At 46.7% G+C, this 25154-nt stretch carries 19 protein-coding genes; 2 read left to right on the plus strand and 17 right to left on the minus strand.

Going from position 1 to position 25154, the window contains the following annotated elements; all coding sequences use genetic code 11:
• Nucleotides 1-36: 36 nt before the first annotated feature.
• From K401_RS0130475 to K401_RS0130485, 3 genes are all read right to left on the minus strand, one after another.
• Complete coding sequence (locus tag K401_RS0130475) at nucleotides 37-3891, minus strand: EAL domain-containing protein (protein WP_024296511.1); 3855 nt, start codon at nucleotides 3889-3891, stop codon at nucleotides 37-39.
• Nucleotides 3892-4156: 265 nt separating this feature from the next.
• Complete coding sequence (gene dapF / locus K401_RS0130480; RefSeq protein ID WP_024296512.1) at nucleotides 4157-5017, minus strand: diaminopimelate epimerase; 861 nt, start codon at nucleotides 5015-5017, stop codon at nucleotides 4157-4159.
• 19 nt (nucleotides 5018-5036) lie between these two features.
• Nucleotides 5037-6086: a D-alanine--D-alanine ligase family protein gene (locus K401_RS0130485; protein ID WP_024296513.1), complete on the minus strand. Its 1050-nt coding sequence runs from the start codon at nucleotides 6084-6086 to the stop codon at nucleotides 5037-5039.
• A 238-nt stretch (nucleotides 6087-6324) separates the two neighbouring features.
• On the opposite strand from K401_RS0130485, the gene K401_RS0130490 reads away from it, so the two are divergent.
• Together K401_RS0130490 and K401_RS0130495 are read left to right on the plus strand one after the other, a co-directional pair.
• The gene (locus tag K401_RS0130490) at nucleotides 6325-7176 is read left to right on the plus strand and encodes an AraC family transcriptional regulator (RefSeq protein WP_024296514.1); all 852 of its coding nucleotides are present in this window, start codon (nucleotides 6325-6327) and stop codon (nucleotides 7174-7176) included.
• Nucleotides 7177-7280: 104 nt separating this feature from the next.
• Nucleotides 7281-8255, plus strand: coding sequence for a DUF4349 domain-containing protein (locus K401_RS0130495; protein ID WP_024296515.1), 975 nt, complete (start codon nucleotides 7281-7283; stop codon nucleotides 8253-8255).
• Nucleotides 8256-8395: 140 nt separating this feature from the next.
• Here the strand turns inward: K401_RS0130495 and K401_RS0130500 are convergent, their stop codons facing one another.
• From K401_RS0130500 to K401_RS0130565, 14 genes are all read right to left on the minus strand, one after another.
• Nucleotides 8396-9688, minus strand: a complete 1293-nt coding sequence (locus K401_RS0130500) for an O-antigen polymerase (protein WP_024296516.1) — start codon at nucleotides 9686-9688, stop codon at nucleotides 8396-8398.
• Nucleotides 9689-9786: 98 nt separating this feature from the next.
• Nucleotides 9787-11502, minus strand: coding sequence for a phosphoenolpyruvate--protein phosphotransferase (gene ptsP / locus K401_RS0130505; RefSeq protein WP_024296517.1), 1716 nt, complete (start codon nucleotides 11500-11502; stop codon nucleotides 9787-9789).
• Nucleotides 11503-11537: 35 nt separating this feature from the next.
• Nucleotides 11538-11801 carry an HPr family phosphocarrier protein gene (locus K401_RS0130510; protein ID WP_024296518.1) on the minus strand — a complete coding sequence of 88 codons (264 nt, stop codon included), beginning with the start codon at nucleotides 11799-11801 and terminating at the stop codon, nucleotides 11538-11540.
• A 62-nt stretch (nucleotides 11802-11863) separates the two neighbouring features.
• Nucleotides 11864-13168: a CdaR family protein gene (locus K401_RS0130515; protein ID WP_024296519.1), complete on the minus strand. Its 1305-nt coding sequence runs from the start codon at nucleotides 13166-13168 to the stop codon at nucleotides 11864-11866.
• A complete protein-coding gene (gene cdaA / locus K401_RS0130520) occupies nucleotides 13146-14018 on the minus strand; it encodes a diadenylate cyclase CdaA (protein WP_024296520.1) in 873 nt (290 codons plus the stop codon). Before cdaA ends, K401_RS0130515 begins: the two co-directional genes overlap by 23 nt.
• A 126-nt stretch (nucleotides 14019-14144) precedes the next feature.
• On the minus strand, nucleotides 14145-15092 hold the full coding sequence (locus tag K401_RS0130525; RefSeq protein WP_024296521.1) for a hypothetical protein: 948 nt from the start codon (nucleotides 15090-15092) through the stop codon (nucleotides 14145-14147).
• The gene (locus K401_RS0130530) at nucleotides 15089-15517 is read right to left on the minus strand and encodes a hypothetical protein (RefSeq protein WP_024296522.1); all 429 of its coding nucleotides are present in this window, start codon (nucleotides 15515-15517) and stop codon (nucleotides 15089-15091) included. The genes K401_RS0130525 and K401_RS0130530 overlap by 4 nt, the downstream gene beginning before the upstream one ends.
• A gap of 181 nt (nucleotides 15518-15698) precedes the next feature.
• Nucleotides 15699-17486: an ABC transporter ATP-binding protein gene (locus K401_RS0130535; RefSeq protein WP_051153130.1), complete on the minus strand. Its 1788-nt coding sequence runs from the start codon at nucleotides 17484-17486 to the stop codon at nucleotides 15699-15701.
• Between the two features lie 10 nt (nucleotides 17487-17496).
• A complete protein-coding gene (locus K401_RS0130540; protein ID WP_242842342.1) occupies nucleotides 17497-18144 on the minus strand; it encodes a rhamnogalacturonan acetylesterase in 648 nt (215 codons plus the stop codon).
• Nucleotides 18131-19912, minus strand: a complete 1782-nt coding sequence (locus K401_RS0130545) for a family 43 glycosylhydrolase (RefSeq protein WP_024296525.1) — start codon at nucleotides 19910-19912, stop codon at nucleotides 18131-18133. The genes K401_RS0130540 and K401_RS0130545 overlap by 14 nt, the downstream gene beginning before the upstream one ends.
• Nucleotides 19863-21401 (minus strand): glycoside hydrolase family 43 protein, encoded by a 1539-nt coding sequence (locus K401_RS0130550; protein ID WP_024296526.1) that lies wholly within the window; start codon nucleotides 21399-21401, stop codon nucleotides 19863-19865. Before K401_RS0130550 ends, K401_RS0130545 begins: the two co-directional genes overlap by 50 nt.
• Nucleotides 21402-21471: 70 nt before the next feature.
• Nucleotides 21472-22308 carry a carbohydrate ABC transporter permease gene (locus K401_RS0130555; protein WP_024296527.1) on the minus strand — a complete coding sequence of 279 codons (837 nt, stop codon included), beginning with the start codon at nucleotides 22306-22308 and terminating at the stop codon, nucleotides 21472-21474.
• A 13-nt stretch (nucleotides 22309-22321) separates the two neighbouring features.
• Nucleotides 22322-23281 carry an ABC transporter permease gene (locus tag K401_RS0130560; protein ID WP_024296528.1) on the minus strand — a complete coding sequence of 320 codons (960 nt, stop codon included), beginning with the start codon at nucleotides 23279-23281 and terminating at the stop codon, nucleotides 22322-22324.
• Between the two features lie 16 nt (nucleotides 23282-23297).
• Nucleotides 23298-24869: an extracellular solute-binding protein gene (locus K401_RS0130565; protein WP_024296529.1), complete on the minus strand. Its 1572-nt coding sequence runs from the start codon at nucleotides 24867-24869 to the stop codon at nucleotides 23298-23300.
• Nucleotides 24870-25154: the final 285 nt, after the last annotated feature.

The following is a 25154-nucleotide window of genomic DNA, read 5'->3' on the forward strand; positions in this document are numbered from 1 at the left end:
TTTTATGAGGATTATATCACAAGTGCCGGAAGCGGTCTATTCGTATTTCACACTTCTCTCTTTAGAAACCTGCCTTGCTTCCAAAAGAGCTTCTCTGACCTTGTCGCAGCAGACTGAAAAATCCTTATCCTGTACCTCTATCATAACAAAGGCGGCGTTGATCCGGTACCGGACCTCTCCGTCTTCTCCTGCGAGTTCCCGGGACAAAGCCCCTGTCACCCGCTTCAGCTTATTTTCCATATCATTTTTCCGGATATTTTTGCACAGCACCATTGCCTCATATACGCCGCTTAAGCAGATGATATCATCTTCCCTGAAAAAATGTTTCAGACATTCCATATAGGATGCAAAAAACGGCATTCCCGCCTTACAGCTTTCCTCATCTTCCCCTTCCGGTCCCCAAATTTCAAACAGGATCAGAGCCGAAGGCTGGAAACGGCGGCGGACCAGATAAGCCTCCACCATGGAAGCGGCAGCCTCACGGTCAGGAAGTCCCTTTATGGAATCAGACACTCCCAATGTCATGCGCTCCATCTGATTTAACATCTTCCTGCTGCATTCGATCTGCCTGCGCAGCTCCACGATCTCATCGATGTGAAGCATCACTCCGTATAAAAAGCTTCCGTCTGCTTTCACCGACAGCTTGGAATGGCATAAAATCCAGATATAACCATTCTTTGAAAGAACCCGGAATTCCACACCTCTTAAGTTTTCCTCCGGCTTTAAGGCCGTCGTAAGCTCATAGACCTTTTCACGGTCTTCCGGATGGATCATGGCCATAAACTGATTGCCAAACCGTTCTTCCAATTCCTCTTTTGAATAATCCACAATTTCCAGAAAACGGAGGCTGGTATAAATCAGCTCCATATGTTCCGATCTTTTACACCGGAAATACCCTCCCGGCATTCCGGAGCCTAAAAATTCCAGTTCATCATTTTTTAATTGAAGGACCTCATTGGTATCCTGCAGCTTTTTCTGTGTCAAAAGAGTGTCACTGATATCCATACAAACGTTCACAACTGCCAGCCTTCCATCTTCAGCCTGGACCACACGGCTTTTTGTCATGACCCACAGCCAGCTCCCATCCCGCTTTTTTATGCGGTGACGGAAGGCATATTCCATGCCCGGGGATATATAGCGGAAAATAGATTCCTGTATCCGCTTTAAATCCTCCGGGTGAATGAGATTTGCGATCTTTCCTTCCACTGCCCTTGAAAACACCTCGTAAGTATCATATTCCAGAAGACGGAGCAGCTCATTGTTTACAAAATACAAGGGCAGCCCCTTTTCACAGTAAACACCAAGGAGCACGCCTGGAGCTATCTGGGCAAATATGGCACCGGCTGCCCACTCATTTTCCTGGGCAATGTTTTCAAAGGAAAGGTTTCTGCCGGAAAGCCTTAATACATCTCCCAGGATTTTCTGGGAATCCTTCAGCTTCTGACGCTGCTCCATCTGCTCTGTGGCATCTCTCATCGATCCATAGTACAGGCGGCGCTCATCCTGCTCTCTTAAAAAGAACACCCGCAGATGTACCCACATCAGTTCACCGCCCGGTCGGTACTGCCGGAAAATACCCTCTCCTCCCCGGAGGGGATTGCTGTATGCATTTTCAAAAATATTCAGGACCCAGTCCCTGTCATCTTTATATACCTTGTTCAGAAGAAACCATCTGCGTTCTTCCATATCAGCCGGATTATCACCTGTGATGCGGTAATATTCCTGGTTTACACGAAGCACCTCACACCGGTCCTCATACACCTCGTACAAGGCGATGGCCCCCAGCATGTTATTTAACATGGCTTCGCTGGTGATGTTCTCATTAAACAGATCCTCAAGCTTCAGCTGACCGGGCGGCCGGGTCTGGATTCCGCTGTAATCCACATTTCCCTCCTGCATTAAAAGAAGCTCTGCCTCTTTCACCGGAAGAGGCTTGTAATAATAATATCCCTGTCCGTAAATGCAGCCGATGCTCCTTAAAAAGTCCACCTGTTCCTTTCTTTCAACCCCTTCGGCAATGATCTTCATCTGCATGACCCTTGCCATTCTTACGATGGTCTCCAGAATTCCCATTCCGCGGCTCTGGCTGTTTTCATTCATATCCAGAAATTTGGTATCGATCTTAATCACATCCACATTGACATCCTTAAGCATGTTAAGGGAAGAATAACCGCTTCCAAAGTCATCCATGAAAACCGGAAAGCCCGCCTTGCGTAAATCTTCCAGAACTCTCCGGATCTTATCGTCATCCTCCGCATAAGCGCTTTCCGTGATCTCAATTTCCAGGTATTTGGGGTCAATCCCGTATTTACTCACCAGTTCCTTGAATTTTTCCACCACATCAATGGCATAGATATCCATGCGGGACATGTTCACCGAAAAAGGGATCAGCTTCTTTCCTTCCTTGATCCAGGCGCTCAGCTGCCTGCATACCATCTCCCAGATATAAATATCCAGATAAGTGATAAACCCGTTCTGTTCCAGTAAAGGGATAAACTCTCCGGGAGAAATAAGTCCCCGGAGGGGGTGCTGCCATCTGACTAAGGATTCCAGACCAATGATCTTTCCGGTAAGCATATTGCACTGGGGCTGGACGTAAAAAATAAACTCTCTTTTTTCCAGAGCCCGCTGGATCTCCGAGAGAAGCAGCTGATCCTTTTCCATCTTTTGCTTCATGCCCGGATCATACCAGCCTATGCGCCTGGCATAATTGCCCTTTACGGAATTTAATGCGATCGCTGCCCTGTCATACATCATGCTGACCGAAAGGCTGCGGTCCTCGATCCGGTAGATTCCGAAAGCCGGAAGAAATCCCGCATTTGCCCCATACTGCCTGACATAATTATTGATCTCCTTTTCCAGGTTCTTCAGTATGGAAATATCCTCCGGAAGGATAATGACAAAATCATCACCTCCCATATATCCTGCAATGGAGTCATACAGCAGCTCCACGGATTTCAAATGCTTTCCGATCTTGATGAGGAAGCGGTCCCCTTCCTCTTCCCCGTACCATTCGTTAAAAAGCTTAAAATGTTCAATATCAATAGCCACCATAACATACTTTGCATTTGGACTCTTCTCCAGAAGCTGTTCTGCCTTCTCAAAAAAAGGGCCGTAGCGGAAAAGTCCTGTCATGGAATCTGTTTCTTCCCTCTTCTCCTGAAGCCTTTTCTGCTCTTCCTCTTCCTTTTTCTTCCTGCTGTCAATGTCCTGGACATAGCACATAATAATTGGGTCTGCGCAGTCCCCGCACCGGAACAAAACTGCGATCACTCTGGCCCAGCAATAGTTTCCATTGACAAGCAGCTTACGGAATTCCCCTTTCATAATCCTTCCGTTGGCGTGAAGCCGGTCCAGCAGAGTGGAGGCTTCCCAGAATTCTAAAAATCTCGTCCTGTCTTCCGGGTGGATTATAAGGTCCGCCGCCTCCATGCACATGGAATCCAGCCGTCCTTCTGTCCTCGGAACCCTGAACTTATCCTGCTGATAAAACAGGACCTTGTAGGCATTTGCAGCAATATTCAATTCAAACAATTCATCATAAACGGTGTTGTCTGTCAGATGATAAAAAAGATTCTTATTCTTCTCATCAACAGGCCGGAACAGGATGAGCCTGCACCCGTCATTCCCTGGCCAGTCAATGGCACCGGAAGATACATCCAGCCACATCTTTAAAGCGGAATTATAAAATATCACATGCTCGGACTTTTGACTTGTACCCGGACAGTCTTTGCAGGGCTCCATTCCTTTGCCAATCCCCTGATAACAATACATCCCTTCCTTTAAATCCGGATAATATGACTTAGCCGCATCATTGAGATAAATGATCCTGTAATTCTGGTCAACTATGTAAATACCGGCTTCTCCATTTTCATCCGACATACGATTCATACACTCCCGCCTCTCCTGCATTACATTATCTACGCACCATATAAATTATTGTAATATTATAGTATGAAAACTCTATTTCCGTCAACAAGTTCAGGCCCCTCTCTGAAAACAGAAAAAAATGCAAAAGGCACTCCAATCCCCGTTTCCTCAGACAGGGCATCTTCCCTGTTCCAGTTTAACGGCCGACTGTCATGCCCGTATTGCCAATTTGTTATATTATGGGAAGTAAAAAAGCACTTTGCAAGTTTGGATAAGTTATATTCTGTTACTGCAGTGCCCGCAGCTGCTCCGTCATCTCATGGGAAAGGATAAATCTTCCTACATAGCCCACTTCCCCTGTCATCAGCACGCCGCCATCCTTTTCAATCTCCACCTCAAGCACTCCTCCGGGCATGTGCACATACATTTTAGGATCAGTAAGTCCCATGCGGTAAGCCGCTCCTGCGGCAGCACAGCCGCTGGTCCCCGATGCCAGGGTATACCCGGCTCCCCGCTCGTAAATCTCAATTTCTATATTGGTCCTGTCCACCACCCTTAAAAGCTCTGTATTGATCTTTTCCGGGAAATAATCAGCTGTCTCCGAATGCTTTCCGATCCGGCAGGCCAGTTCCTTTGATATGTCATTCAGCCAGATGACGCAGTGAGGATTTCCTATGGTCACACAGGTGACCCGGTAAGGGATGCTTCCAAACATCATGGTTTCATTAAGCACCTCCCGCCTCGGTCCTGTCACAGGAATTTCATCGCTGTAAAAGCTCAGCTTTCCCATAGAAACTTTTATTTTGGTTCCATCTTCGTTTAAGTACTGAATGGTCTGCTGTCCGCTTAATGTGTTGACAATAAAGCGGTTCTTCTGCACGTATCCGGCATCCTTTAAGTACTTTCCAAAGATCCGTACACCGTTTCCGCTTAACTCCGCTTCGCTTCCATCAGGATTTAAAATCTTTAGCTCCAGCTTATCCTGGCCCAGGATCGGCCCTACCAAAAGCCCGTCAGACCCCACTCCAAAATTCCGGTTGCAGATCAGGCGGACGCTTTCCTCTGTCAGCTCCAGTTCATTTTTATTGGGGTCAAAGATCAGATAATCATTTCCCAGTCCGTGATATTTTTCCAAAGTGATATTCATGATAAAACTCCTTTCCTCTTCACTGCCCACGTTTTTGGTCATCAGGGCATACCTGCAGGGTAATTCCATGTCTTACAATGTCCTCACATAATTCTTCATATGAAATTCCGGCGGCCTTAGCTTCCTGGGGAAGAAGGCTGAAAGGCGTCATCCCCGGCAATGTATTGGCCTCCAGACAGTACATGCTTCCATTCTCCGCCATGAGGAAATCCACCCTGGAATAATAACCAAGCCCCAGAATCCGGTGGACCTTTAAGGCTATTTGTCCCATGGCCTCTTCCTCTTTTGCCGTCAGCTTCGCCGGACAGATCTCCTCCGTCATACCCGCCTGGTACTTATTTTGATAATCATAGAACCCCGCCTTCGGTATGATCTCAATTGCAGGAAGGGCCCTCTCCCCCAGGATGCCAACAGAAAACTCCCTGCCTATAATTTTTACTTCCGCCAGTATCCGGTCTTCATAAGCAAAGGCAGAATCAAGGGCCTGCTTCCATTGTTCCTTCCCATCTGCCATGGTAACGCCCACACTGGAACCGCAGCCGCATGGTTTTACCACACAGGGGAATGAAAATGGTTCCAAAGGTTCCCCTCTGGTATAAAGGCGCCAGTCCGGTGTCAATATGCCTGATTCCCTCATCAGCAGTTTTGCCATAGGCTTATCCATGGCTTTTAAACAGCCTTCATAACCGGTGCCTGTATAGGAAATTCCATAGGCATCAAGAACTGCCTGTATTTGCCCGTTTTCCCCTGCGCCTCCGTGGAGGGCCAGAAATACCACGTCTGCCTTCCTGCAGATTTCAATAACCCTGTTCCCAATATATCCTTTTCCCTTCCGCTCCTTTGCCAGGCGGTCAAGCTCCGGTACACCTTTGCCGATTTCCCTGGAAAGATCTGTACCTTCTTTCAGGCTTTCAAAACAAACCTCTTCCCCATCGGCCACTCCCAAATAAGAATCCAGCAGGTAAACCTCATGACCGTTCTTCATCAGAGCGTTTGTGATCATGGCTCCTGAGGATAATGAAACTTCTCTTTCCGGGCTGAAGCCGCCCGCTAACACAACGATTTTCATTGCCGTCTTCCCTCTGTTCCTGCACATTTGTTCTATACTACCCATTATATACAGCACTTTTTATCATTTCTATCAATATAATGCTTTTTTTATTGCAAATAATGTTGTATTATATAGCTTATCCGAACTTGCAACGCAAGTGAGGATAAAAGGGCTGTTTTTCAGCCCGTCCATCCGATTATGAAAACCGCTTTTGTTTTCATAATATAAGGCAGTAAAAAGGAGGAATCAGATCAATATGGACAACTACGAAAAGCGTGGATATTTAAACAGCGACTTCCGTCTGTTTCATCTGATTGATACAAAAAAACAGGATTTTGAATACCACTATCATGACTTTGACAAAATCATCATCTTCATCCGGGGATCTGTCACCTACCGGATCGAAGGCTGTGCTTATAAACTGAAACCCTATGACATCATTCTGGTCCGCCATAACGATATTCACAAACCTGATATCGATCCGTCAGTGCCCTATGAACGGATCATCGTCTATCTTTCCCCAGGCTTTTTACTGGCTTACCGTTCTGACAGCTATGACCTAAGCACCTGCTTCCAGAAATCAAGAGAACTTCATTCCCATGTCCTGCGGATCCATTCCATGGAGAAAAGCGACTTATACCGCACACTGGCAAATTTAGAATACGCCTGTACCCATGACGGCTATGCCGGAGACTTATACTGTCAGGTGGTCTTTCTGGAATTCATGATCCAGTTAAACAGGGCTTCCCTGGCCAACCGGGTACAATACTTACCTCCTTCTACCGCTGACCGGCGCATTTTAAGCATTATGGACTACATAAACAGCCACTTAACGGAAGAGTTAACCGTAGACCATATTGCGGAGGCCTGTTATATCAGCCGCTATCACCTGATGCACCTGTTTAAGACCGAAACCGGCTATACTCTTTTTGACTATATCACAGAAAAGCGCCTGGCCATGGCAAGAGATCTTTTAAAAACCGGCATACCGGTTACAGAGGCCTGCTTTGGCAGCGGCTTTAAAAACTACTCCACGTTTTTCAGGGCCTATAAAAAGCACTTTCACGTTTCCCCTTCGGAAACTGCAAAAGATTATGGAAATATATAAGTTTTTCTTAAACTTACCCGCTTTAGTTGAAATGGTCCAGGTCTCATGCTATTCTAAGGATATCACATAATTTATGGAAATATGATGATAAAAGGAGGGGTTTTATGAGAAAAAGGACATGGGGAATCGCTCTGTCTCTTTTGACAGTCCTCTGTCTGAGTGCCTGTGCCGGCAAGTCCGGGACAATGATCCAGGGTGCCGCACCTGATTATGGGATAGCCATGCAGGCAGAGACAAGTGTCTCGGTAAGCGCAGACAGCCAGCAGCAAAATGTAACAGAGGAAAAAGCTGCTGCATCACTGGAAAGTGAAACAGGAAGCGGCCCAATGCTTCCGGCAGGAAGAAAGCTCATACGGAACATATCCATGAACGTGGAAACAGATGCATTTGATACCCTGGTAAGTTCACTGCAGACCAAAATCACTCAGCTTGACGGGTATGTGGAGCAGTCCGATATGTCAGGCAGCCGCTTAGACAGCGGGGGAAAACCGATCCCAAGGTTTGCAAATATGACCATCAGGATTCCAGTGAACCAGATCGACAGCTTTATAAGCACAGTGGAAACCAACGGAAATGTGACAGATAAATCCGAATCCACCCAGGATGTCACGCTGCAGTACAGCGATTTGGAAAGCAAGAAAAAATCCCTGGAAATCGAGCAGGAAAAGCTGTGGGAATTCCTTGAAAAAGCGGAATCCGTTGACACGGTCATCACCCTGCAGCAGCGGCTTTCCGAAATACGCTATCAGATGGAATCCATGGAATCCCAGCTGAGACTTTACGACAATCAGGTGGATTACAGTACGGTCCATTTAACAATAAGAGAAGTGACTATATTTACTCCTGTGGCTGCTGAATCAGCTCTTACCCGCATCAGCAGAGGATTTACTAATAATTTTCAAGCTTTGAAAACCATGATGACAAACTCTTTAATCGGCGTGATCATAAGCATACCTTTTTGGCTTCCCATTGTACTTGTCGCAGGGATCGTTTCTTACTTCCTCAGAAAGGGCAGAAAGAAAAAAAATCCTGCTTTGCCGCAGCCTAAGAAAGAGAAGGAAGACACCACTGTTTCTTAAAATGCTTCCACCGCAATTTACATACCATATAAAACAAGCAGCAGGCATTTTAAGGTTTTTCCTTATGCCTGCTGCTTATTTTATAAAATAAAACTTCTTTTCATCTGTTCTGTTGTTTATTTCAGGATAAGCGTTTAAACTCATCCATGCCTTCCATCATTCTTCCACGAGCAAAAAGCGTACAAAATCCCCGTCATTCCAAAATAAAACCAGGTGGAAGGATTACTGAACCATGTTGTGAAAAAGGAAAGGATCATATACATGGCAAACTGTGCGTAAAACAAATAGCCCATGGGATTTCTCGTGCGCTTTGCCATCCGCATAAGGAAAAATCCGGCAGCACCGAGAATGCAGCCAAAAAGCAGGACGCCCACAATGCCGAAATCATAAAAAGAATCATAAAACAGGGTGACAGTGGTCAGTTCCTCCTTTGTCACATAGATTGGAAAATCCACAAGTGCCGGAACCAGGAACTTAAGCCCTGTAAGAGCCCATAGGGGGAACAGCATCCGAAGGCCAAAAGTATGGGACGGAAGCCACTCCACCAGGCAGTTAAAGTTATCGTAGTTGTTTGCAATGTACATATAAGGCTGGGTGATGAATATGGGCATCTGACTGTTCTTCATCTGAAAAATGCCGTTTAAATAAGACACATCATGGCCTCTGGCAATGGTGAGAATCACATAAATAGGGATCATGCCGATCATAAGACCCACTCCATAGGCGATTTTCAGCCTGTGCTCCATTGCAATATAGGTGAGGACCGCTAATCCCACAGCCAGAATCAGCTGGAACCGGGACACACACAAAACAGGAATCGCACATGCGATAACATCCATAAGAACGGCCAGTACAAGCCTTAAGCCATTTCTCCCCTGTTCAATGGAAAAATAAAGGACTGACAAGGCGGGCACCAGGACACAGGATACGGTAAAATAGTGAATCCCCGTGATGTGGAATGTGGAGTAAGCATGAGGCACTCCTTTCACAAAGAAGGGAATGAACCCCAGCACTGCCGCCTCAACAACAAAGCCGGCAAGGGATACAAAAGTGACAAAAGCCATTGACAGAAAAAGAGGTTTTTCATAGCCTTTAAAGCTGAACCAGCTGGAACGCTGCCCCCCTGATTCTCCCTGCAGCTTTGCCATAAATTCAAACGTGACCCAAAATCCCAGGAATGCTACGAGAAAGCAGAGCCACGTAATAATATTCCAATCAAAGGAAAGCTCCGAAAGCTTTAAACAGGCGATGCCTTCCCCTCCTACCCAAAACAGGGAAAACAAGCCCCTTAAATGAATGATGTTCTCGGTTCTGCTGTAATCCCGCCAGTACAGGAAAAGAGCTGCCAGCATTAAAACAATACCGGACAGCCAGTAAACCTGCGCTCTTGCAAATAAATAAGAAGCCCCATAGCTGATTAAATAAACGCTCATCGTATTTATTTCACTCCACTCCCTTCCTGCGAAGAAAGACTTTACGGAAAAGGCAGCAGCCGCCCCGGCGGCAGCTGCCCTTCCTCTCTGCGAGTCCATTATGTATTGCTGATGAACTCTCTCATGTAATCTTCTACTTCTTTTACAGTAGCATAAGTCATAGCTTTTTCCGCCACTGCCTGCAGTTCTTTTGTGCTGTAGCCGGTGATCAGCTTTCTGGCGTTTAAGATCGCTGATGCACTCATGCTGAATTCATTTAAACCAAATGCTAAAAGCAAGGGAATGAGCATGGGGTCGCTTGCAGCCTCTCCGCACATGCCGACCATGATCCCTTCCTTGCGTCCGCATTCAATGACATGACGGATGCTTCTTAAAACAGCGGGATTTAATGGGGAATACAGATAAGATACCTTATCGTTTCCTCTGTCCACGGACATGGTGTACTGGGTCAGGTCATTGGTTCCGATACTGAAGAAATCCACTTCCTTTGCAAATACATCAGCCATCAGGGAAGCTGCAGCCGTCTCCACCATAATTCCCACTAAAATATCCTTTTTATAGGCAAGTCCCTTTTCATCCAGTTCCTTCTTAAGCTCTTCAACAAGTGCCTTTGCTTCCCTGTATTCTTCTAAACAGGTAACCATGGGAACCATGATGCGGATATTGCCGAAAGCACTGGCTCTTAAAAGAGCCCGGAGCTGAGGCTTGTAAACGTCTTCTTTCCGGTCCAGGCAGAACCGGATGGCACGGTATCCTAAGAATGGGTTTTCATCCTTTTTAAGGCCCATGTATGGGATTTCCTTATCTCCGCCGATATCCAGAGTGCGGATGATCACCGGCTTGCCGTTCATGGCAACCGCAACCTTCCGGTAGGCATCAAACTGCTCGTCCTCTGTTGGCATAGACGTACGGTCCATAAATAAGAATTCCGTACGGAAAAGCCCGATTCCTTCCCCGTCATAATGAAGGACCTTTTCCACATCCTCAGGCTTCCCGATATTGGCAACCAGTTCAATGGAAACTCCATCCTTTGTCACCGTAGGCCTTCCGATGTACTGCTCCAGTTCCTTCTTTTCCTTTAAAAACGCTTCTCTCTTTGCGGAATATTCTGTCTTCACCGACTCTTCCGGATTCACCATGACAAATCCCTTTGAGCCATCCAGTATGATCTCATCCCCGTCGGATACCTGGCTTAAAAAGCCCTCCAACGCGACCACTGCAGGAATCTCCAAAGCTCTGGCAAGAATTGCACTGTGGGAAGTCTTTCCTCCCAGCTCTGTGACAATTCCCACTACCTTCTCAGGATTAATACCAGCTGTCATGGATGGGGTTAAGTCTTTTGCAATGATCACGCTTCCTTCCGGAAGGGCGGAAATATCCACTGAGTTGATCCCCATAAGTATTTTCTGCACACGGGTCTTAATATCCCTCATGTCCGTAGCTCTCTGCTGCATCAGCTCGTCTCCCATAGAGGCAAACATATCGGCATAGGTGTTGCATACATTTTCAATGGCATATTCGCTGTTGACATTCTCCCCGTCGATCGTATTCTCGATCTCACTTGTCAGCATCGGATCAGAAAGAAGTAATAAATGGCCCTTTAAAATCTCCGCTTCCTTTTCTCCCACTTTTGTTGCCAGATCCTTCGCCAAGGCATCGGTTTCTTCCATGGCCTGCTTTGCAGCCGCCTGAAAGCGGATCTTTTCAGCCGCCGGATCTGTGATAGCTTCCCTTCTGATCTTAAGTTCCGCTTCTTCCACGCTGACAGCTTTTCCGATGCCAATTCCCGCGGATGCACTTGTTCCTTTAAACATAATTTCTCCTCCTTATTAATTATTAAACAATTAATCTATTCGCCAAGACCCTCTTCCACTGCCTTGACCATGGTTGCCAGAGCTTCCTCCTCATCTGCTCCCTCACAGACAAAAGTAATCTCATCCCCGCTTTTTACACAGGCACCCAATACGCTAAGCACACTTTTCGCATTGGCAGTGGTATTCTTAAACCGAAAACTCACCGTAGATTTAAAGTTCATGGCTTCCTTACAAAGAATCCCTGCCGGCCTTAGGTGCAGGCCGGTAGGATTCTTTATAACAACTTTCGCACTGACCATATTGAATTCCCTCCCTCTATTCCTTTATCATTTGCGCCTTTTTCCGGAAGCAAAAGCCTTTCTTATTCAGACTCAGACTCTTCCGTCGAAGAGGCTGTGGCGCTTTCCTCTGTTCCGGGGCCAGGATCTTTTTGGGCCACCGTCACATTGAAAGGCGTATATCCAACCACCTCAAATCCACCTGAAACCTCAAATTTCAGCATTCCGGGATGAGGGCCGGCTTCCTGGTCTGATACGTCAAGAATTGCGTTTAAGTTTTCTTCCGTCAGGGCATCCAAGTCTTCCTTCAGCCCTTTTATGGTAACATCAGAGGTCTCCTTGTCAAAGCTGTAATCGTAATCAGCCTCTGCCCCTTCCATCTCCAGGTTTTTCAGATTCAAAGTGAATACTCTGGTGGTCAGCGGTTCTACCTTCAGCTTCACGGTTACATTCTTATATTCTTCCCTTGCCACGGAAGTACTTGGCGGCAGATACTGGCTTAAATCCAGCTGAACCACCTTATCAGAGGTAGCGCCGTCCACATTCAGCTTATCCGAAGCAACAGATAAGGTGGACAAGGAAGCCAGAACCGACTTGGTACCCACCACAGGCACGGATTTGACGCTGGATTCCACTCCCGTATACCGGTATCCCTTTGCCACTTCTCCTGAAACCTCAAAATTGAGTGAAAGGTTCTTTGCTTTCAGCACGGATACATGGTATTCGATCTCCTGCCTGCTGACAGTTACCTGATCTCCCAGGTCCGTCAGTTTGTTGCCGTTGGCATCATAAAAGATCGGAAAAGCCACTGAATTCAAATCCGCATTGGCATTATCCACATCGATCTCTATTCCCATATAATTGATCTTGCCAATCTGGGACTCAGGGCCTTCCACCGTCACAGAGTCAGGCGACAGAGTGACCACGCCTATGGCATATCCGTCTTCAACCTCATTCTTTGTATCGTACCTAAGTTCAAACTTCTTACGCTGAAGTTCTTCTGTAATGATTCTGATCACCATGGGCTTTGCCGTAATGGTATCGTTTTTCACCAGATTTTCCTTATCTTTATTAATCTCCACTGTGATGGGAATGGCTCCCGTCACATTGTAATCCTTTAAATCAACATAGGCATGAAAGTCCGAGGCCCTCACCAGAGAGCGGTCTCTTGTCCTCACCTGATAACTGACTGTCACCGTATCCTTTCCCGCGATTTCATAGGTTAAATTGGCATCCTCCAGCACATCCTCATTGCGCACATCTACCGGAACCACCTGGGAATCGTCAATGATGGGATTGGAAATGTTGACAACAGCCATCCATACTGCAAAGGCAAGCACCAGGGACGCAACTTTCAGTCCAAGATTATTTAACAGCTTTTCCTTCATTCTTACGCCTTCCCTTCAAGATCCTGAATCTGCTTCCTTCCACTGCCTCCTGTTTTACGCCTACAAGGACCGACCGGAGCATATCCGCATCCGTGATCCGTTTTAAACCGCCCTCTAAGGCCACAGTCACACGCCCCGTTTCCTCCGATACCACGATGGTAACGCTGTCGGTGACTTCGCTTACCCCTACTGCGGCCCTATGCCTTGTGCCTAAATCTTTGCTGATGGTCATATTGTCAGACAGGGGCAGATAGCAGGTAGCAGCTGCCACCCGGTTTCCCCTGATCACCACCGCTCCGTCATGCAGCGGCGTGTTATGCTCAAATATATTAATAAGAAGCTGGCTGCTGACAACCCCTCCTATTTCGATCCCGGTACGTTCGATCTCTTTTAGGGAATCCCCTCTTTCAATTACCATGAGCGCTCCGGTCTTGACCTTTGCCATTTCAAAAGTCGCCTTTACCAGCTCATTGATAGTCTTATCCGTAAAGCTGGAGTTGTCCCGGCCGTCATCAAAGGTAAGGATCCCTGTAAAGGGATTTTTGCTTCCCAGCTGCTCCAAGGCTTTCCGAAGCTCCGGCTGGAAGATCACAATCGCCATGGTCACGGCAGGCGTAGCAATTTTATTAAGGATCCAAAAAATGTTATCCAGCCGGAATACATATGCAAAGACATAGAAAAGAAGAATCACAATGATTCCTTTTAAAAGCGTCCATGCTCTTGTATTCATGATCCAGGTCAGCAGTTCATACAGCAGTACAGCTATAATAATAATTTCAACCAGGTTTGTTTTCGATATTCTGGGCAGGAACGATACCCAGGAGTACATTCCGTCTAAAAAATCAGCTATTGTCTCCACCTCCCTTTTGTCTTTTCCTTATTATTGCCCTGTTCTTTGGGCATCAAGGTATGCCCGTAGGGCGTTCCTGATTATTGCCCTGCTTTTTGGGCATTAAGGTATGCCCGTAGGGTATTTTTACCTCTGCGGTCTTTGGAGTTTTCTGGCATTGATTTTCTGAACTTTTACGTCAGGCGCACTGACCGTCAGCTTTGGAACCGCCTTGACGTAATAATAATAATCATCATCTTCAAATTGTACGTATTCTGTCCTGGAATAATCCACCGCAAAGACAAAAAATGTATAAATTCCTGCAATAAGGATGGAAATCAGGATTCCAACCAGGAGCCTGATCACTGATACCGACACATCTGCGGCAATATCCCCGATAAAGATTACCCCAAGCTGTGCAATAGTACCTGCCACAATGGCAATGATCCAGGCATAATCCACGGACAAGCTGCGGGTAATTGCCACTACCACAAGGGAAAGGGCAAAGGCTGTAACCATCACAAGCATCAGCTTATTGGAAAGCAGACTCTTCATGAGCTGCATGAATTTCTGCATTTCATCCACCGACATATCGTTTGTCAGGACCCCGGCATTCTGCTTTACATATAAAAGTGCATAATAAATAAATACACCGCAGCTCACCGGTATCACAGAGATCACACTCCCTGACAGCCCCACGATCAAAGGGATGGCATAAGGGATCCTTAAAAGGAAAAACACCGGGGTCAGCACCAGCAAATAACTGTCACCCGGCTGAAATCCATAATAAAGAAGTCCTACCACCACAATAAAAACAGCCATAACCAGAGTTATTTCAAGAGATATTCCCGACAGATGGGCAAGCATAAAGCCTGCCGCCAGAAAGGAAATGGCTCCATAGGGCAAAAAGGAGCATACCAGAGCCAGAACCACAGGGATATAGGCGTCCGTCAGCTTTGCCATAAAGCCAATATTCTTATTCATCAGGGAAAACGCCAGGAAGCTGAAAATGAACTTGATCACAGGCGTTATATAGATTTCAAATCTCGCGTAGAACTCTTTTATTCGTTCTTTAAATACAAGAAGGCCCATCATGATGTCCGTCCTCCCTTTGTTCTTTTTAAGGGTCTGGTGTTTCCCTCATACCGCTTGTCCAGCCGCTTTAATTTGGCCAGATACACCTTTATCCCGCGGCTGGCATATTCGTATCGTCTCATATATACAAAAATGCTGATTCCCAGATAAATCACCAGTCCGATGAGATAAATCATGCCGATCCGCAGCCCTGCCGACGTCAGGCCCTTCAGTTCCATGGTGTTCATCCACCGTTCCAAATCATACAATACCCATAAGATCAGACATAAGGCAAAGCTTAAGGTGTAACTGAAAAAGGAGCGGAACAGCTTGCTGCTGATGTAATCACTTTTGAAGTACCGGTTAATGGGAAATATCCGCTTTCCTTCATGTTTTTCAAACATCGCAAGGCTGGTCATAATTTTAATTTTTTCTTCACTAAGCATATGGTTTCCTCACTATACCATAAGATATCACCCTATTATAGCATAGAAACTTTTACTTTGCGAGCCTAATACGGAATTTTTATTTTTTTATATCGTACAAGATATTAGAGCACAGCTGTTATACCAGGCTCAGACGGCAGAAAAATCGGTGCCCGGGATGCAAGTCCGGGCACCGATTTCTTCATCTTAAAGCCATCTGGAGCCGTTCCATTTCATAGAATTCCCCCTTTTGGGCCATAAGCTCCTCATAGCTGCCTTCTTCTCTTATTTTTCCCTTGTCCAGCACCACAATCCGGTCCGCGCCTCTGACCGTGGATAGCCTGTGAGCCACAATAAAGGTAGTTCTGTCCTTAATAAGGCGATCCAGCGCATCCTGAATCTCCTTTTCCGATATGGTATCCAGAGCTGAAGTGGCCTCATCCAGTATAATGACTTTCGGGTCACGTATAATTGCCCGGGCAATGGAGATCCTCTGTCTTTGCCCGCCGCTTAAATTGGCACCGTGCTCACCGATCATGGTATCAAGACCCTTGGGAAGCTTCGCAATGACTGACTTTAAATTGGCCGCTTCTATGGCGTGCCCGATCTCCTCTTCCGAAACACGCTCCAGACCGTAAACAATATTTTCCCTTACGGTTCCGGTAAAAAGGACCGGAGACTGGGGGACCACGGAAATAAACTTACGGTAGCTTCTTAAGTTAATGTCGTTGACATCCATACCGTCAATCAAAAGCCTTCCGTCAGAGGGCGTGATGAATCCGATGATCAGGTTAAGGACTGTCGTCTTTCCGGAACCGGATTCTCCTACCAGGGCAATGGTTTCCCCTGCCTTTACCTCCAGCTGGAATCCATCAAGCACCTGTTCTTGGGAATCCTTATAGGAAAACTGCACGTTGCGAAAAGAATAGCTTCCATCCAGCGCCTTCATTTCCCTCTTTCCATCGTTATGCTCCACATCGTCTGAAGCTAAAATCTCACCGATGGAGGTAACGGATTCCAGCCCCTTTGTCAGGATGGGAAGGAGGTTTATGAGGGCAGTGAACTGGTTTACCACAGTTGTAAAGCTGGACTGATAAAAGGTCACATCCCCGATCCTTATCAGGCCCTTTAAAGCCATAAAACCGGAAAACCCCAGGCAGAGAGCCTGAAACACCTGGAACACACACCAGCTGACCGCACCGAAATGAGCCTGTATCATATCCAGACGATATCCCTTATCCGCAGTTTCTTCCAGCTGCTCCTTGATTTTTTCCACTTCCCTCTGCTCCAGAGCATGGGCCCTTGTTACGGGAACCAGCTCCACCATCTCCATGACCCGGGCGCTGGTTTCCTCCATTTCCTGACGGAACGCTCTGTTTTCTCTGTGTATTTTCTTCCGGAATGCAATCACGGTCACAGAGGTCACAGGAGCTACCAGGAGAAAAAACAAAAGGACAATTCTGTTTTTTACGGCTGTAATGGACAGGGTGATCACCAGATTCATCATAATGTTCATCAGGTTTACAAAAAGCTGGGATGACAGGGTTTCTACCGCTTCCACATCCCGGATGATTTTTGACTGAAGACGTCCTGACTGGATTCCCGTGTGGTAAGGGATAGAAAGTTCCTGAAGCTTCCTCACCAGGGCTCCTCTTAAACCTGCTTCGGTTTTTCGTATGACCTTGTTTTTGTATTTATTATGAAGCCAGTTGGCAGGAAGATGGATGACAAGCAGCCCCAGCCAGACCGCCACATTTAACAAAATGGCCTGTTTTCCGGCCTCTCCTCCTTCCAAAGCTCCATTGATCACATTGGCGATCAGCAGTGCCGAAAAAAGGCTGGGGGCATGCTTGATCACGAAAAAGAAGGTGGAAATCAGAAATTTGTGATACTGGCCCTTGTAAAAACCAAGAAGAACCTTGACGGAATGATTCCCGTATCTTTCATAACACCGGACAAAACGGCGTTCAATTTCTTCATAATGATCCATAATCTGCTCCTTAAGAAACATCAAACCCCGTATTTTCCCTCTGCTCTGCCCTTTCTTCCAGGAGGTCCCTATAAGGGGATCCCAGCTTTTCCAGCTCATCGCTGAGAAAACCGGCCATAAGAACTGCTCCCTCAGGCCTTAAATGGGTATTGTCCTTAGGCCACATGAAATAAGCCTTAGAGGCCAGGTCCCCCAGAGCTGCCAGATAATTTTCTGTGATTGCCGTCATATCGATTACAGGCACACCTGCCTTTCTTCCTGTCCGCTTAACCGCCTCCGGATAAGCACCATGGCTTCCCGGCCTGAAGGTTCCCCTGTCATCAAAAAGCCTTCTCCCAATGGGGGTTATGAGGACCGGCCAGGCTCCCTTAACCTTTGCTGCGTCAATAAAACGCATGAGGTTCTCCGGAAATGTGGTGTCCGGATCCGTATGCCTTGCCGGATCGTCTTTCTCATCGTTGTGTCCGAACTGGATAAAGAGGAAATCGCCTTCCTTTATCTCTTTTCCGATCAGATCCAGGCGTCCCTCGTCAATAAAAGATTTTGTGCTGCGCCCATTCTGGGCAAAGCTTTTCATTTCCACGGAATCCTTTAAGTATAACAACAATGCCTGGGAAATCCCGGTTTGGGGATAGGCGGATATTTTATTGAATTTCACTGTGCTGTCTCCAGCATAAAAGATTGCTGCCATTTACGTACACTCCATACATGGCTCCTGTAAAGCGCTTGCCTTTTACAAGGCCCTCGGAACAGATGGAGGTCACATCTGTCCATTGCCACAGAAGCTTACTGTTTAATAGAAAGGTTCTTATAAGCCCGTTTGTATCCACCCGGAATGTTACCGGACTTTGAAACCGGAACGGTTTTGTTTCTGTTCTTACATAGGTGTCGTCAATATATTCAGATACAAATACCCGGTCTCTTGTTACGCCGAATTTTATATAAGTATTCTCATCATAATAAAGGGTTACCCCTGCGTCCGAAGTAAACTCCTCTTGTCCTTCTTGGGGAAAACTCATTTCAAATTCCAGGGAAAAGCGGAAATCAGGCTGACTCGTCACTAAAAGGCTCTTACAATCCCTCTCATATAAGTCCAGCCCATCTCCTCTGATCCATATGGTTCCATCAGCGGCTTCGCCGGTGATCTGCGGATCTTTTGTTCTGGGGGAAAGCCATTCCCCGGCCGGCCTCTTCCCAAAATTCTGCCCCCTGATTGCCGAAAAGGGCAAAGCTGCCATATAGGATGGCCCTTTTCCCCGGTTAATGACCGGCCAGCCGTCCGTTGACCAGGTCATTTCATCCAGGCAGGTTTCCCTGCCCAGCATCCCCCACCGGCCTTCTGAGAAACGGGAACATAAGTATACGATGAACCATCTTCCGTCCGGAGTCTGGACCGGCTTTCCGTGACCGCAGCACTGGATGCTCCCGATCTCATCCTTTTGATGCATAATGGGATTATAGGGGCAGTCTTCATATGGGCCAAACAGGTTTTTTGACCTTGCTGCAGTGATCATGTGGCCCTTTCCCGTTCCTCCCTCTGCAAGAAAACAGTAATAGTACCCATCCTTTTTTATTATATGGGGCCCCTCCGGCGCATGGCCGGAATGACCGTACCATATAAGGGACGGCTCTGAGAGAATCTGCTTTCCATCCTCTGATATCTCCATGATCCGGGCTCCCCGGTTTAAAAGCATGTACCGTTTTCCGTCATCATTGGTAAAGATAGAAGGGTCGATGCCAAGTACATTGTGGATGACCGGCGTTTCATAAGGTCCCTCCGGATTCCCGGAGCTGGTGATCATCTGGGTCTGGATAAAGGGTGCATCGTCATTCCTTCTCAAGGTGGCGCAGATATAGAACCTTCCGTTGTGATGGCTGATATCCGGAGCCCAAAAGCCTCTTCCGCCCTCCAGCTCTCCTAAGTATTCCTCCGCCCATTTCCGGTCTGTCACAGCATATCCGATGGTTTTCCAGTGTACCAGATCCCTGGAATGGGAAATGGGAATGCAGGGAAAGTAAATAAAGCTGGAGTTAACCATATAATAGTCCTCCCCCACCCGGACAATGCTGGGGTCCGGATGCATTCCCCTGCAAACCGGATTCCGGTAACATTCCTCATAGGAAAAGCCGCAGACCGACTGAAAGTAGTCTTCCATGGGAGAAATGCCCCTTGCCAGGTCATAGGGTGTTACCATGTCCTGATTGGCCCAGGCAGGATCCATACCGCATTTTTCCACTAAATATTTTACAAGGTCCGGATTTTTCCCTTTTACTGCATAGTGAAGCAGGCTGTTGCCCTCTTCATCGCAGTCTTCCGTATTAAAGGAGTGATCGATCAGGCGGATAACCCTTTCCAGATCCCCTCTTATTGCGGCTTCAAAGGCCTGTTTCGCAGCTGCTTCTGTCTTCGATGTGTATAAAATCATATTCCCCGTACCCTTCTGAAATTACATTCTTATTGTTGGAACTCCAGAGACAGAGCTTAGCCCCGGTCCAGGTAGCTCTGCGCAGGGGATAGTCCCCTCCTATGGATGTATAGTGTATTCCATCCCCGGACCAGAAAAACCGGTAGGTCTTGTTTCGGAACACTTCTACCTTAAGATAAGCCCCGTCGTTTTCAAAGGGGAAGGAAACTTCCCGGAGCTCCCTGGCTTCTCCCTCGTATTCCTTCTGTATCACAGTTCCGGAATAGAGAACCAGCTGATTGCCGGTCTCCGTCTTCATCAGCCCCATGTATGCATAAGAATGGCCGATCATGCCCATAACTGCCATGTCCCCTGTCATCTTTCCCTTAAGCGTTACCTTTGTCACCGCAGAAAAGGCCTGGTGCTGAGGTATCTGGGTCATAGCGTTGGGGGCATACCATAAAAGGTTTTCTCTTGCCGGATTTGCAAGACAGTACAGCCGTATGCCGGAATGCCCCTTTGTGGAATAAAAGAAATCCTGAGGGTTAGCCTGCCACTGCCACTGAAGTCCCAGGCTGCTGCCGCAAAAATCATCGGACTGGACAACCCGGTACTCCGGCTGTCCCTGAACCGGGAGATCCCATTCCTTCACCGGTTCTCCGATCCCATCTCCGTTCTGCTCACTTCCTATAAAGGGCCAGCCTGCATGAAAGCACAGGGGCTGGAGGTGGGTGATTCTCCCCAGCTCGGTCACATCCTGGAAATGAATAAACCAGTGTCTGCCGTCGTTCGCCGTTACCCAGCCTCCCTGATGAGGACCATTTACCTCCGTATTTCCCTGGTGCATGACGATCCGGTATTCATATGGCCCTGTGACAGATTTTGCGCGCAGAGCGGACTGCCAGCCGGTTGCCACACCTCCGGAAGGCATCAGTATGTAATAACAGCCCTGGTATTTGTAAAGCTTCGGCCCTTCCGTGGTAGGTGCCAGCTGCTTACCGTCAAAAACAGTGACCGGCTCTCCCAAGAGCTTTGTGCACTGGGAGTCAATTTCCACCAGATCCAGCCGGTGCTTGATTCCGCTGCGGCTATTTGCATAAGCAAATACCATATAGGCCTTCCCATCGTCATCCCAGAAGGGACATGGATCGATCCAGCCCTTTGCAGGATGTAGGCAGTTTAAAGCAAACTCTCCGTAAGGATCTGCGGAACGGGCTACAAAGATTCCCTCATCCGGCAGAGGAACGAACACGTAAAATATCCCGTCATGGAAGCGGATGGAGGGAGCCCAGGTTCCGGAACCATGGGAAGGCTTGTTGTATTTTTCAAAGGGAAGTGAGCGGACGCAATAGTTGATAATTTCCCAGTGGACCAGGTCTCTGGAATGAAGAAGGGGAACCCCTGGCAGATAAGTAAAGGAAGAGGCCACCATATAGTAATCCTCTCCCACCCGGATGACATCCGGATCCGAATAATCTGCATACAAAACCGGATTTTGATACATTGTTATTACCCCCGTTTTTATTTTATTTATTATAGAGAAAAAGGGACAGACAGTCTGCCCCTTTTCCTGCCAGGCCTTATTCCTTTACAGCTCCGATGTTGACGCCCTGAATAAAGTATTTCTGGCAGAACGGATATATGATCATAAAGGGCAGGATTGCAACAATAACCGCAGCATTCTTCACCGTATTCTCCGTGGCTCCTCCAACTGCAGTGGGCAGATCACTTCCCATTATAACAGACCTTAACTTCATTTGGAAGTTGTAAAGATTTTCATTGGTGATGTACAGCTTATAATTGGTGTAGTCATTCCAGTAACCAACGGCATACATCAGACCAATGGCTGTAAGAGCTGCTTTGGAAAGAGGCAGGACAATTCCAAAGAAAATCCTCATAGGGGAACAGCCGTCTATTTCCGCAGATTCAAACAGGCTTACCGGGATTCCTTCAAAAAAGTTTCTCATCAGTACCATATTGTAAACATTGATGGCAGGAAGAAGGATTACCACAAATAAGGTATTGGTCAGGTGAAGCCCCCTCATCACTAAATAGGTGGGGATCATACCGCCGTTAAATATCATCGTAAACAGCAGAAGGTTTGCAAAAAAATTTCTGCCGGGCATTTTCCACTGGATCAGGACATACGCTCCCAAAGTGGAAATGGTAAGTCCGATAAAAGTGCCTGCAACTGTGGTAAAACAGGATACCAGAAATGGCCGGTACAGAGTGGGGTTTGTGAATACGGAAATGTATCCCTCCAGGCCAAACTCCTCTGGAAACAGTTTCATACCGTAAGCTGTTTTTAAATCCAGAGAATCGATAAGGACTTTGTATATGGGGATAATCATGACAAGGCTTATGAACACGAATATCAACACCAGCACATAGTCAAATGCGGTCGCTTTCTTTTTCATTTCTTTCTCCCCTCTATACAATTCCTCTTCCGCGGACCTTGTGGCTTGCCTTGTTGCAGATCAGAACAAGAAAGCAGCCTACCAGCGAAGAGGTGAGACCTACCGCCGTGGTATAGCCGTAGTCAGGAAGAGCCCCGGAATTAAATGTTTGTGTGTATATGTAAGTCTGAAGTACATCCGCCTTCTGAACAACCGCATCATTCTGCAGTACGAATACGGATTCAAATAAGTTCATGACCTTTGCAAGATTTAAGATCAGAACCGTGATAATGGTATTGGAAAGTCCAGGCAGGGTAATGTAACGCATCTGATTCCAGCGTCCTGCCCCGTCCATGGAAGCAGCCTCGTAAAGCTCCGGGCTGATTCCGGAAAGCGTCGCCATGAAGATGATCGTTCCCCAGCCGGTGTCCTTCCAGACGTTGATGACATAAAACATGGGACGCCACCAGTTCTGGTTTCCCAGAAAATAGATTCCTTCTTTTACAATGCCAAGCTTCATTAATATGGAGTTGACCAGTCCGGCACTTGTAGGAGACAGAATCAGGGTAAAGACGGAGGCAGTAACTACCCATGACATGAAATGAGGAAGATATACCACTGTCTGGGAAAACTTTTTAAATATCAGGGATTTAAGCTCATTGAGCATAAGAGAAAGTACAACTCCCATGAAAGTATTTAACAGGAGCTTCGTGACACTTAAGGTTATGGTATTGCCGAAGGCGTTCCAAAACCCGGGCATGTTTATCATCTTCTCAAAATTTGCCAGGCCTACGAATACAGGATCCTTGATGCCTTTATAGGAATAAAAAGCAAGCCGGATTCCGAACATGGGAAGATAATGAAAGACCACTGCAAAAATAAGAACAGGAAGAAACATCATGTAAAATCCTCTGTAATAATAAATCGAAACAAGCAGAGGCCGTTTATTTTCGCCTGCAGCATTTGCTGCAGGCCTTTTCTTTATTTTACTCATACTCTACCTTCCTGAACTATTTTGCAGATGCCTGTTCATTCAGGGAATCAACGATCATCTGGGACCATTTTGCCCCGTTTTCGGCTTCAAAGCGCTTATAACCTTCTTCAATAGAGATCCCCTGTACCACAACGTCCGCAATGATGGAGTTCTTTAACGTGGTCAAGTCTCCGTTATAGGTTGCCATCACCTCAGTAGAAGGCACAATCTGGGCCTGGCGGCAGTTTTCATTAAACATGGTCTGGGATTCCCTGGCTGATTCCTCCACAGTATCTTTCCCTGGATTACTATCCCATTCCGCTATGGAAAGCATGGGGTCCATGTGCTGTTTTGTGTACTGGGTACCTGGGAACTCCAGGCTTTCTTTTAAATGGAACACGCCTTCCTCATATGAATTGTCCAGCACGGCCTCTGCCTTTGTCGACCAGTGGATATCCTCCACTCCATAGGTCCATAAAGTCTGCATATCTCCTCCATCCAGCATGGATTCAATGAGATACTTGTACACACCTTCCGGATTCTCACAAGCAGATGTAATCGCCCATACAGGAGGAATTCTCTCGATATAGCTGCCTGTTTCCTTAAGAGGCTTTAATGCAACCAGCTCCCCGTCTTTCCCGTTTTTCTCCAGATTGCTCTTTAAATTGGTTGCCCATGTGCCTGCCCAGTAAGTAAATACACCGAACTTATCCTCATAAAACTTATTGCGGCAATCCTTGCTTCCGTTGGTCAGGGTTTCTTTATCAATATAGCCGGCTGCATAGGCTTCCCGCAGCCTTGTCAGGGCTTCCTTAAAGTTGTCCTTTGCAAAACCGTCGTACCATACGCCGTCATCCCCCTTGATAAAAGAAGGATATGCATCCTGGTAAAATTCCGGCAGATAGTTTACAAAAGGAGCTTCTGTTCCAACGATTCCAGGTGCGGAAACGCCGTAGGTGTCCCCATTGACTCCGTTTCCGTCCGGATCACCCTCTGTAAACGCTTTCAGCATGTTCAAATACTCGTCATATGTTTCAGGAACCTCTAATCCGCAATTGTCCAGCCATGCTTTCTTTACATAAGTGATGCAGCCATTCCCTCTGGTAACCGGAAGTCCATATAAATGTCCGTCGATCTTCATATTATCTATTACATCCTCACCTGTTACACGGCCGGAAGCCTTTAACTGAGAATTCTCCCAGGTATCTGTCATGTCCCACAATGCACCCTCCTGGGCATACCCGGTATAATAGGAAGAGGACAGGATTATTGCATCCGGCCAGTTATCAGGACCCGAAGCAAAGGTCTGTCCAACCACATCATAATAGGCGTCATGATCTGGCTGTATAAATTCCAGATCAATACCGGTAAGCTCCTCCCACCTTTTTTCAAAGGCATCTCTGTTGTTAATCTTGGTGGTTACCGTTCCGTCTACTAAAACGGTAATCTTTTCCGGCTTTTTGATCTCATTTTCCGCTGTTGTTTCACCGGCAGCTGATCCGGAACCGGTGGTTGGCGTTTCTGCAGTCTTTGAGGAACATCCGCTTAAGATGACAGAGGCCGCCATTGTCACGGCCATTCCAGCTGCAAGCATTTTCTTAATTCTCATTTCATACCTCCCATAAGAGTTTTTGTTGTGCGAATTTCGCATTGCCTATCATAGCATCTGATCTCCGGCATATCAACGCACAGTTTTACCTGTCATTGTTCACTTTTTTCTGCAGCAGTTTATTTTTCAAAAATTCATTGTGCAAATGGTACCATTTTTCTTTTCAATCATGGAACAAAACAAATAATATGACAAAACAACGGTTATTTTTGAGTACATTTCTTATTATCAGTGTGCAGATTTTATCCGGTTGTCCCAATTTGTTGATTTTGATAATGATTCATA

The sequence above is a fragment of the Lacrimispora indolis DSM 755 genome, from assembly GCF_000526995.1.
Lineage (GTDB): Bacteria > Bacillota > Clostridia > Lachnospirales > Lachnospiraceae > Lacrimispora > Lacrimispora indolis.

Excerpts from the sequence above, each read along its gene's own strand:
- K401_RS0130565 (WP_024296529.1), bottom strand. The coding sequence starts at position 24,869 with ATGAGAATTAAGAAAATGCTTGCAGCTGGAATGGCCGTGACAATGGCG.
- K401_RS0130490 (WP_024296514.1), top strand. The coding sequence starts at position 6,325 with ATGGACAACTACGAAAAGCGTGGATATTTAAACAGCGACTTCCGTCTG.
- ptsP (WP_024296517.1), bottom strand. The coding sequence starts at position 11,502 with ATGTTTAAAGGAACAAGTGCATCCGCGGGAATTGGCATCGGAAAAGCT.
- K401_RS0130545 (WP_024296525.1), bottom strand. The coding sequence starts at position 19,912 with ATGATTTTATACACATCGAAGACAGAAGCAGCTGCGAAACAGGCCTTT.
- K401_RS0130485 (WP_024296513.1), bottom strand. The coding sequence starts at position 6,086 with ATGAAAATCGTTGTGTTAGCGGGCGGCTTCAGCCCGGAAAGAGAAGTT.
- K401_RS0130510 (WP_024296518.1), bottom strand. The coding sequence starts at position 11,801 with ATGGTCAGTGCGAAAGTTGTTATAAAGAATCCTACCGGCCTGCACCTA.
- K401_RS0130495 (WP_024296515.1), top strand. The coding sequence starts at position 7,281 with ATGAGAAAAAGGACATGGGGAATCGCTCTGTCTCTTTTGACAGTCCTC.
- K401_RS0130500 (WP_024296516.1), bottom strand. The coding sequence starts at position 9,688 with ATGAGCGTTTATTTAATCAGCTATGGGGCTTCTTATTTATTTGCAAGA.
- dapF (WP_024296512.1), bottom strand. The coding sequence starts at position 5,017 with ATGAATATCACTTTGGAAAAATATCACGGACTGGGAAATGATTATCTG.
- K401_RS0130515 (WP_024296519.1), bottom strand. The coding sequence starts at position 13,168 with ATGAAGGAAAAGCTGTTAAATAATCTTGGACTGAAAGTTGCGTCCCTG.
- K401_RS0130475 (WP_024296511.1), bottom strand. The coding sequence starts at position 3,891 with ATGAATCGTATGTCGGATGAAAATGGAGAAGCCGGTATTTACATAGTT.
- K401_RS0130530 (WP_024296522.1), bottom strand. The coding sequence starts at position 15,517 with ATGCTTAGTGAAGAAAAAATTAAAATTATGACCAGCCTTGCGATGTTT.
- K401_RS0130535 (WP_051153130.1), bottom strand. The coding sequence starts at position 17,486 with ATGGATCATTATGAAGAAATTGAACGCCGTTTTGTCCGGTGTTATGAA.
- K401_RS0130560 (WP_024296528.1), bottom strand. The coding sequence starts at position 23,281 with ATGAGTAAAATAAAGAAAAGGCCTGCAGCAAATGCTGCAGGCGAAAAT.
- K401_RS0130525 (WP_024296521.1), bottom strand. The coding sequence starts at position 15,092 with ATGATGGGCCTTCTTGTATTTAAAGAACGAATAAAAGAGTTCTACGCG.
- K401_RS0130555 (WP_024296527.1), bottom strand. The coding sequence starts at position 22,308 with ATGAAAAAGAAAGCGACCGCATTTGACTATGTGCTGGTGTTGATATTC.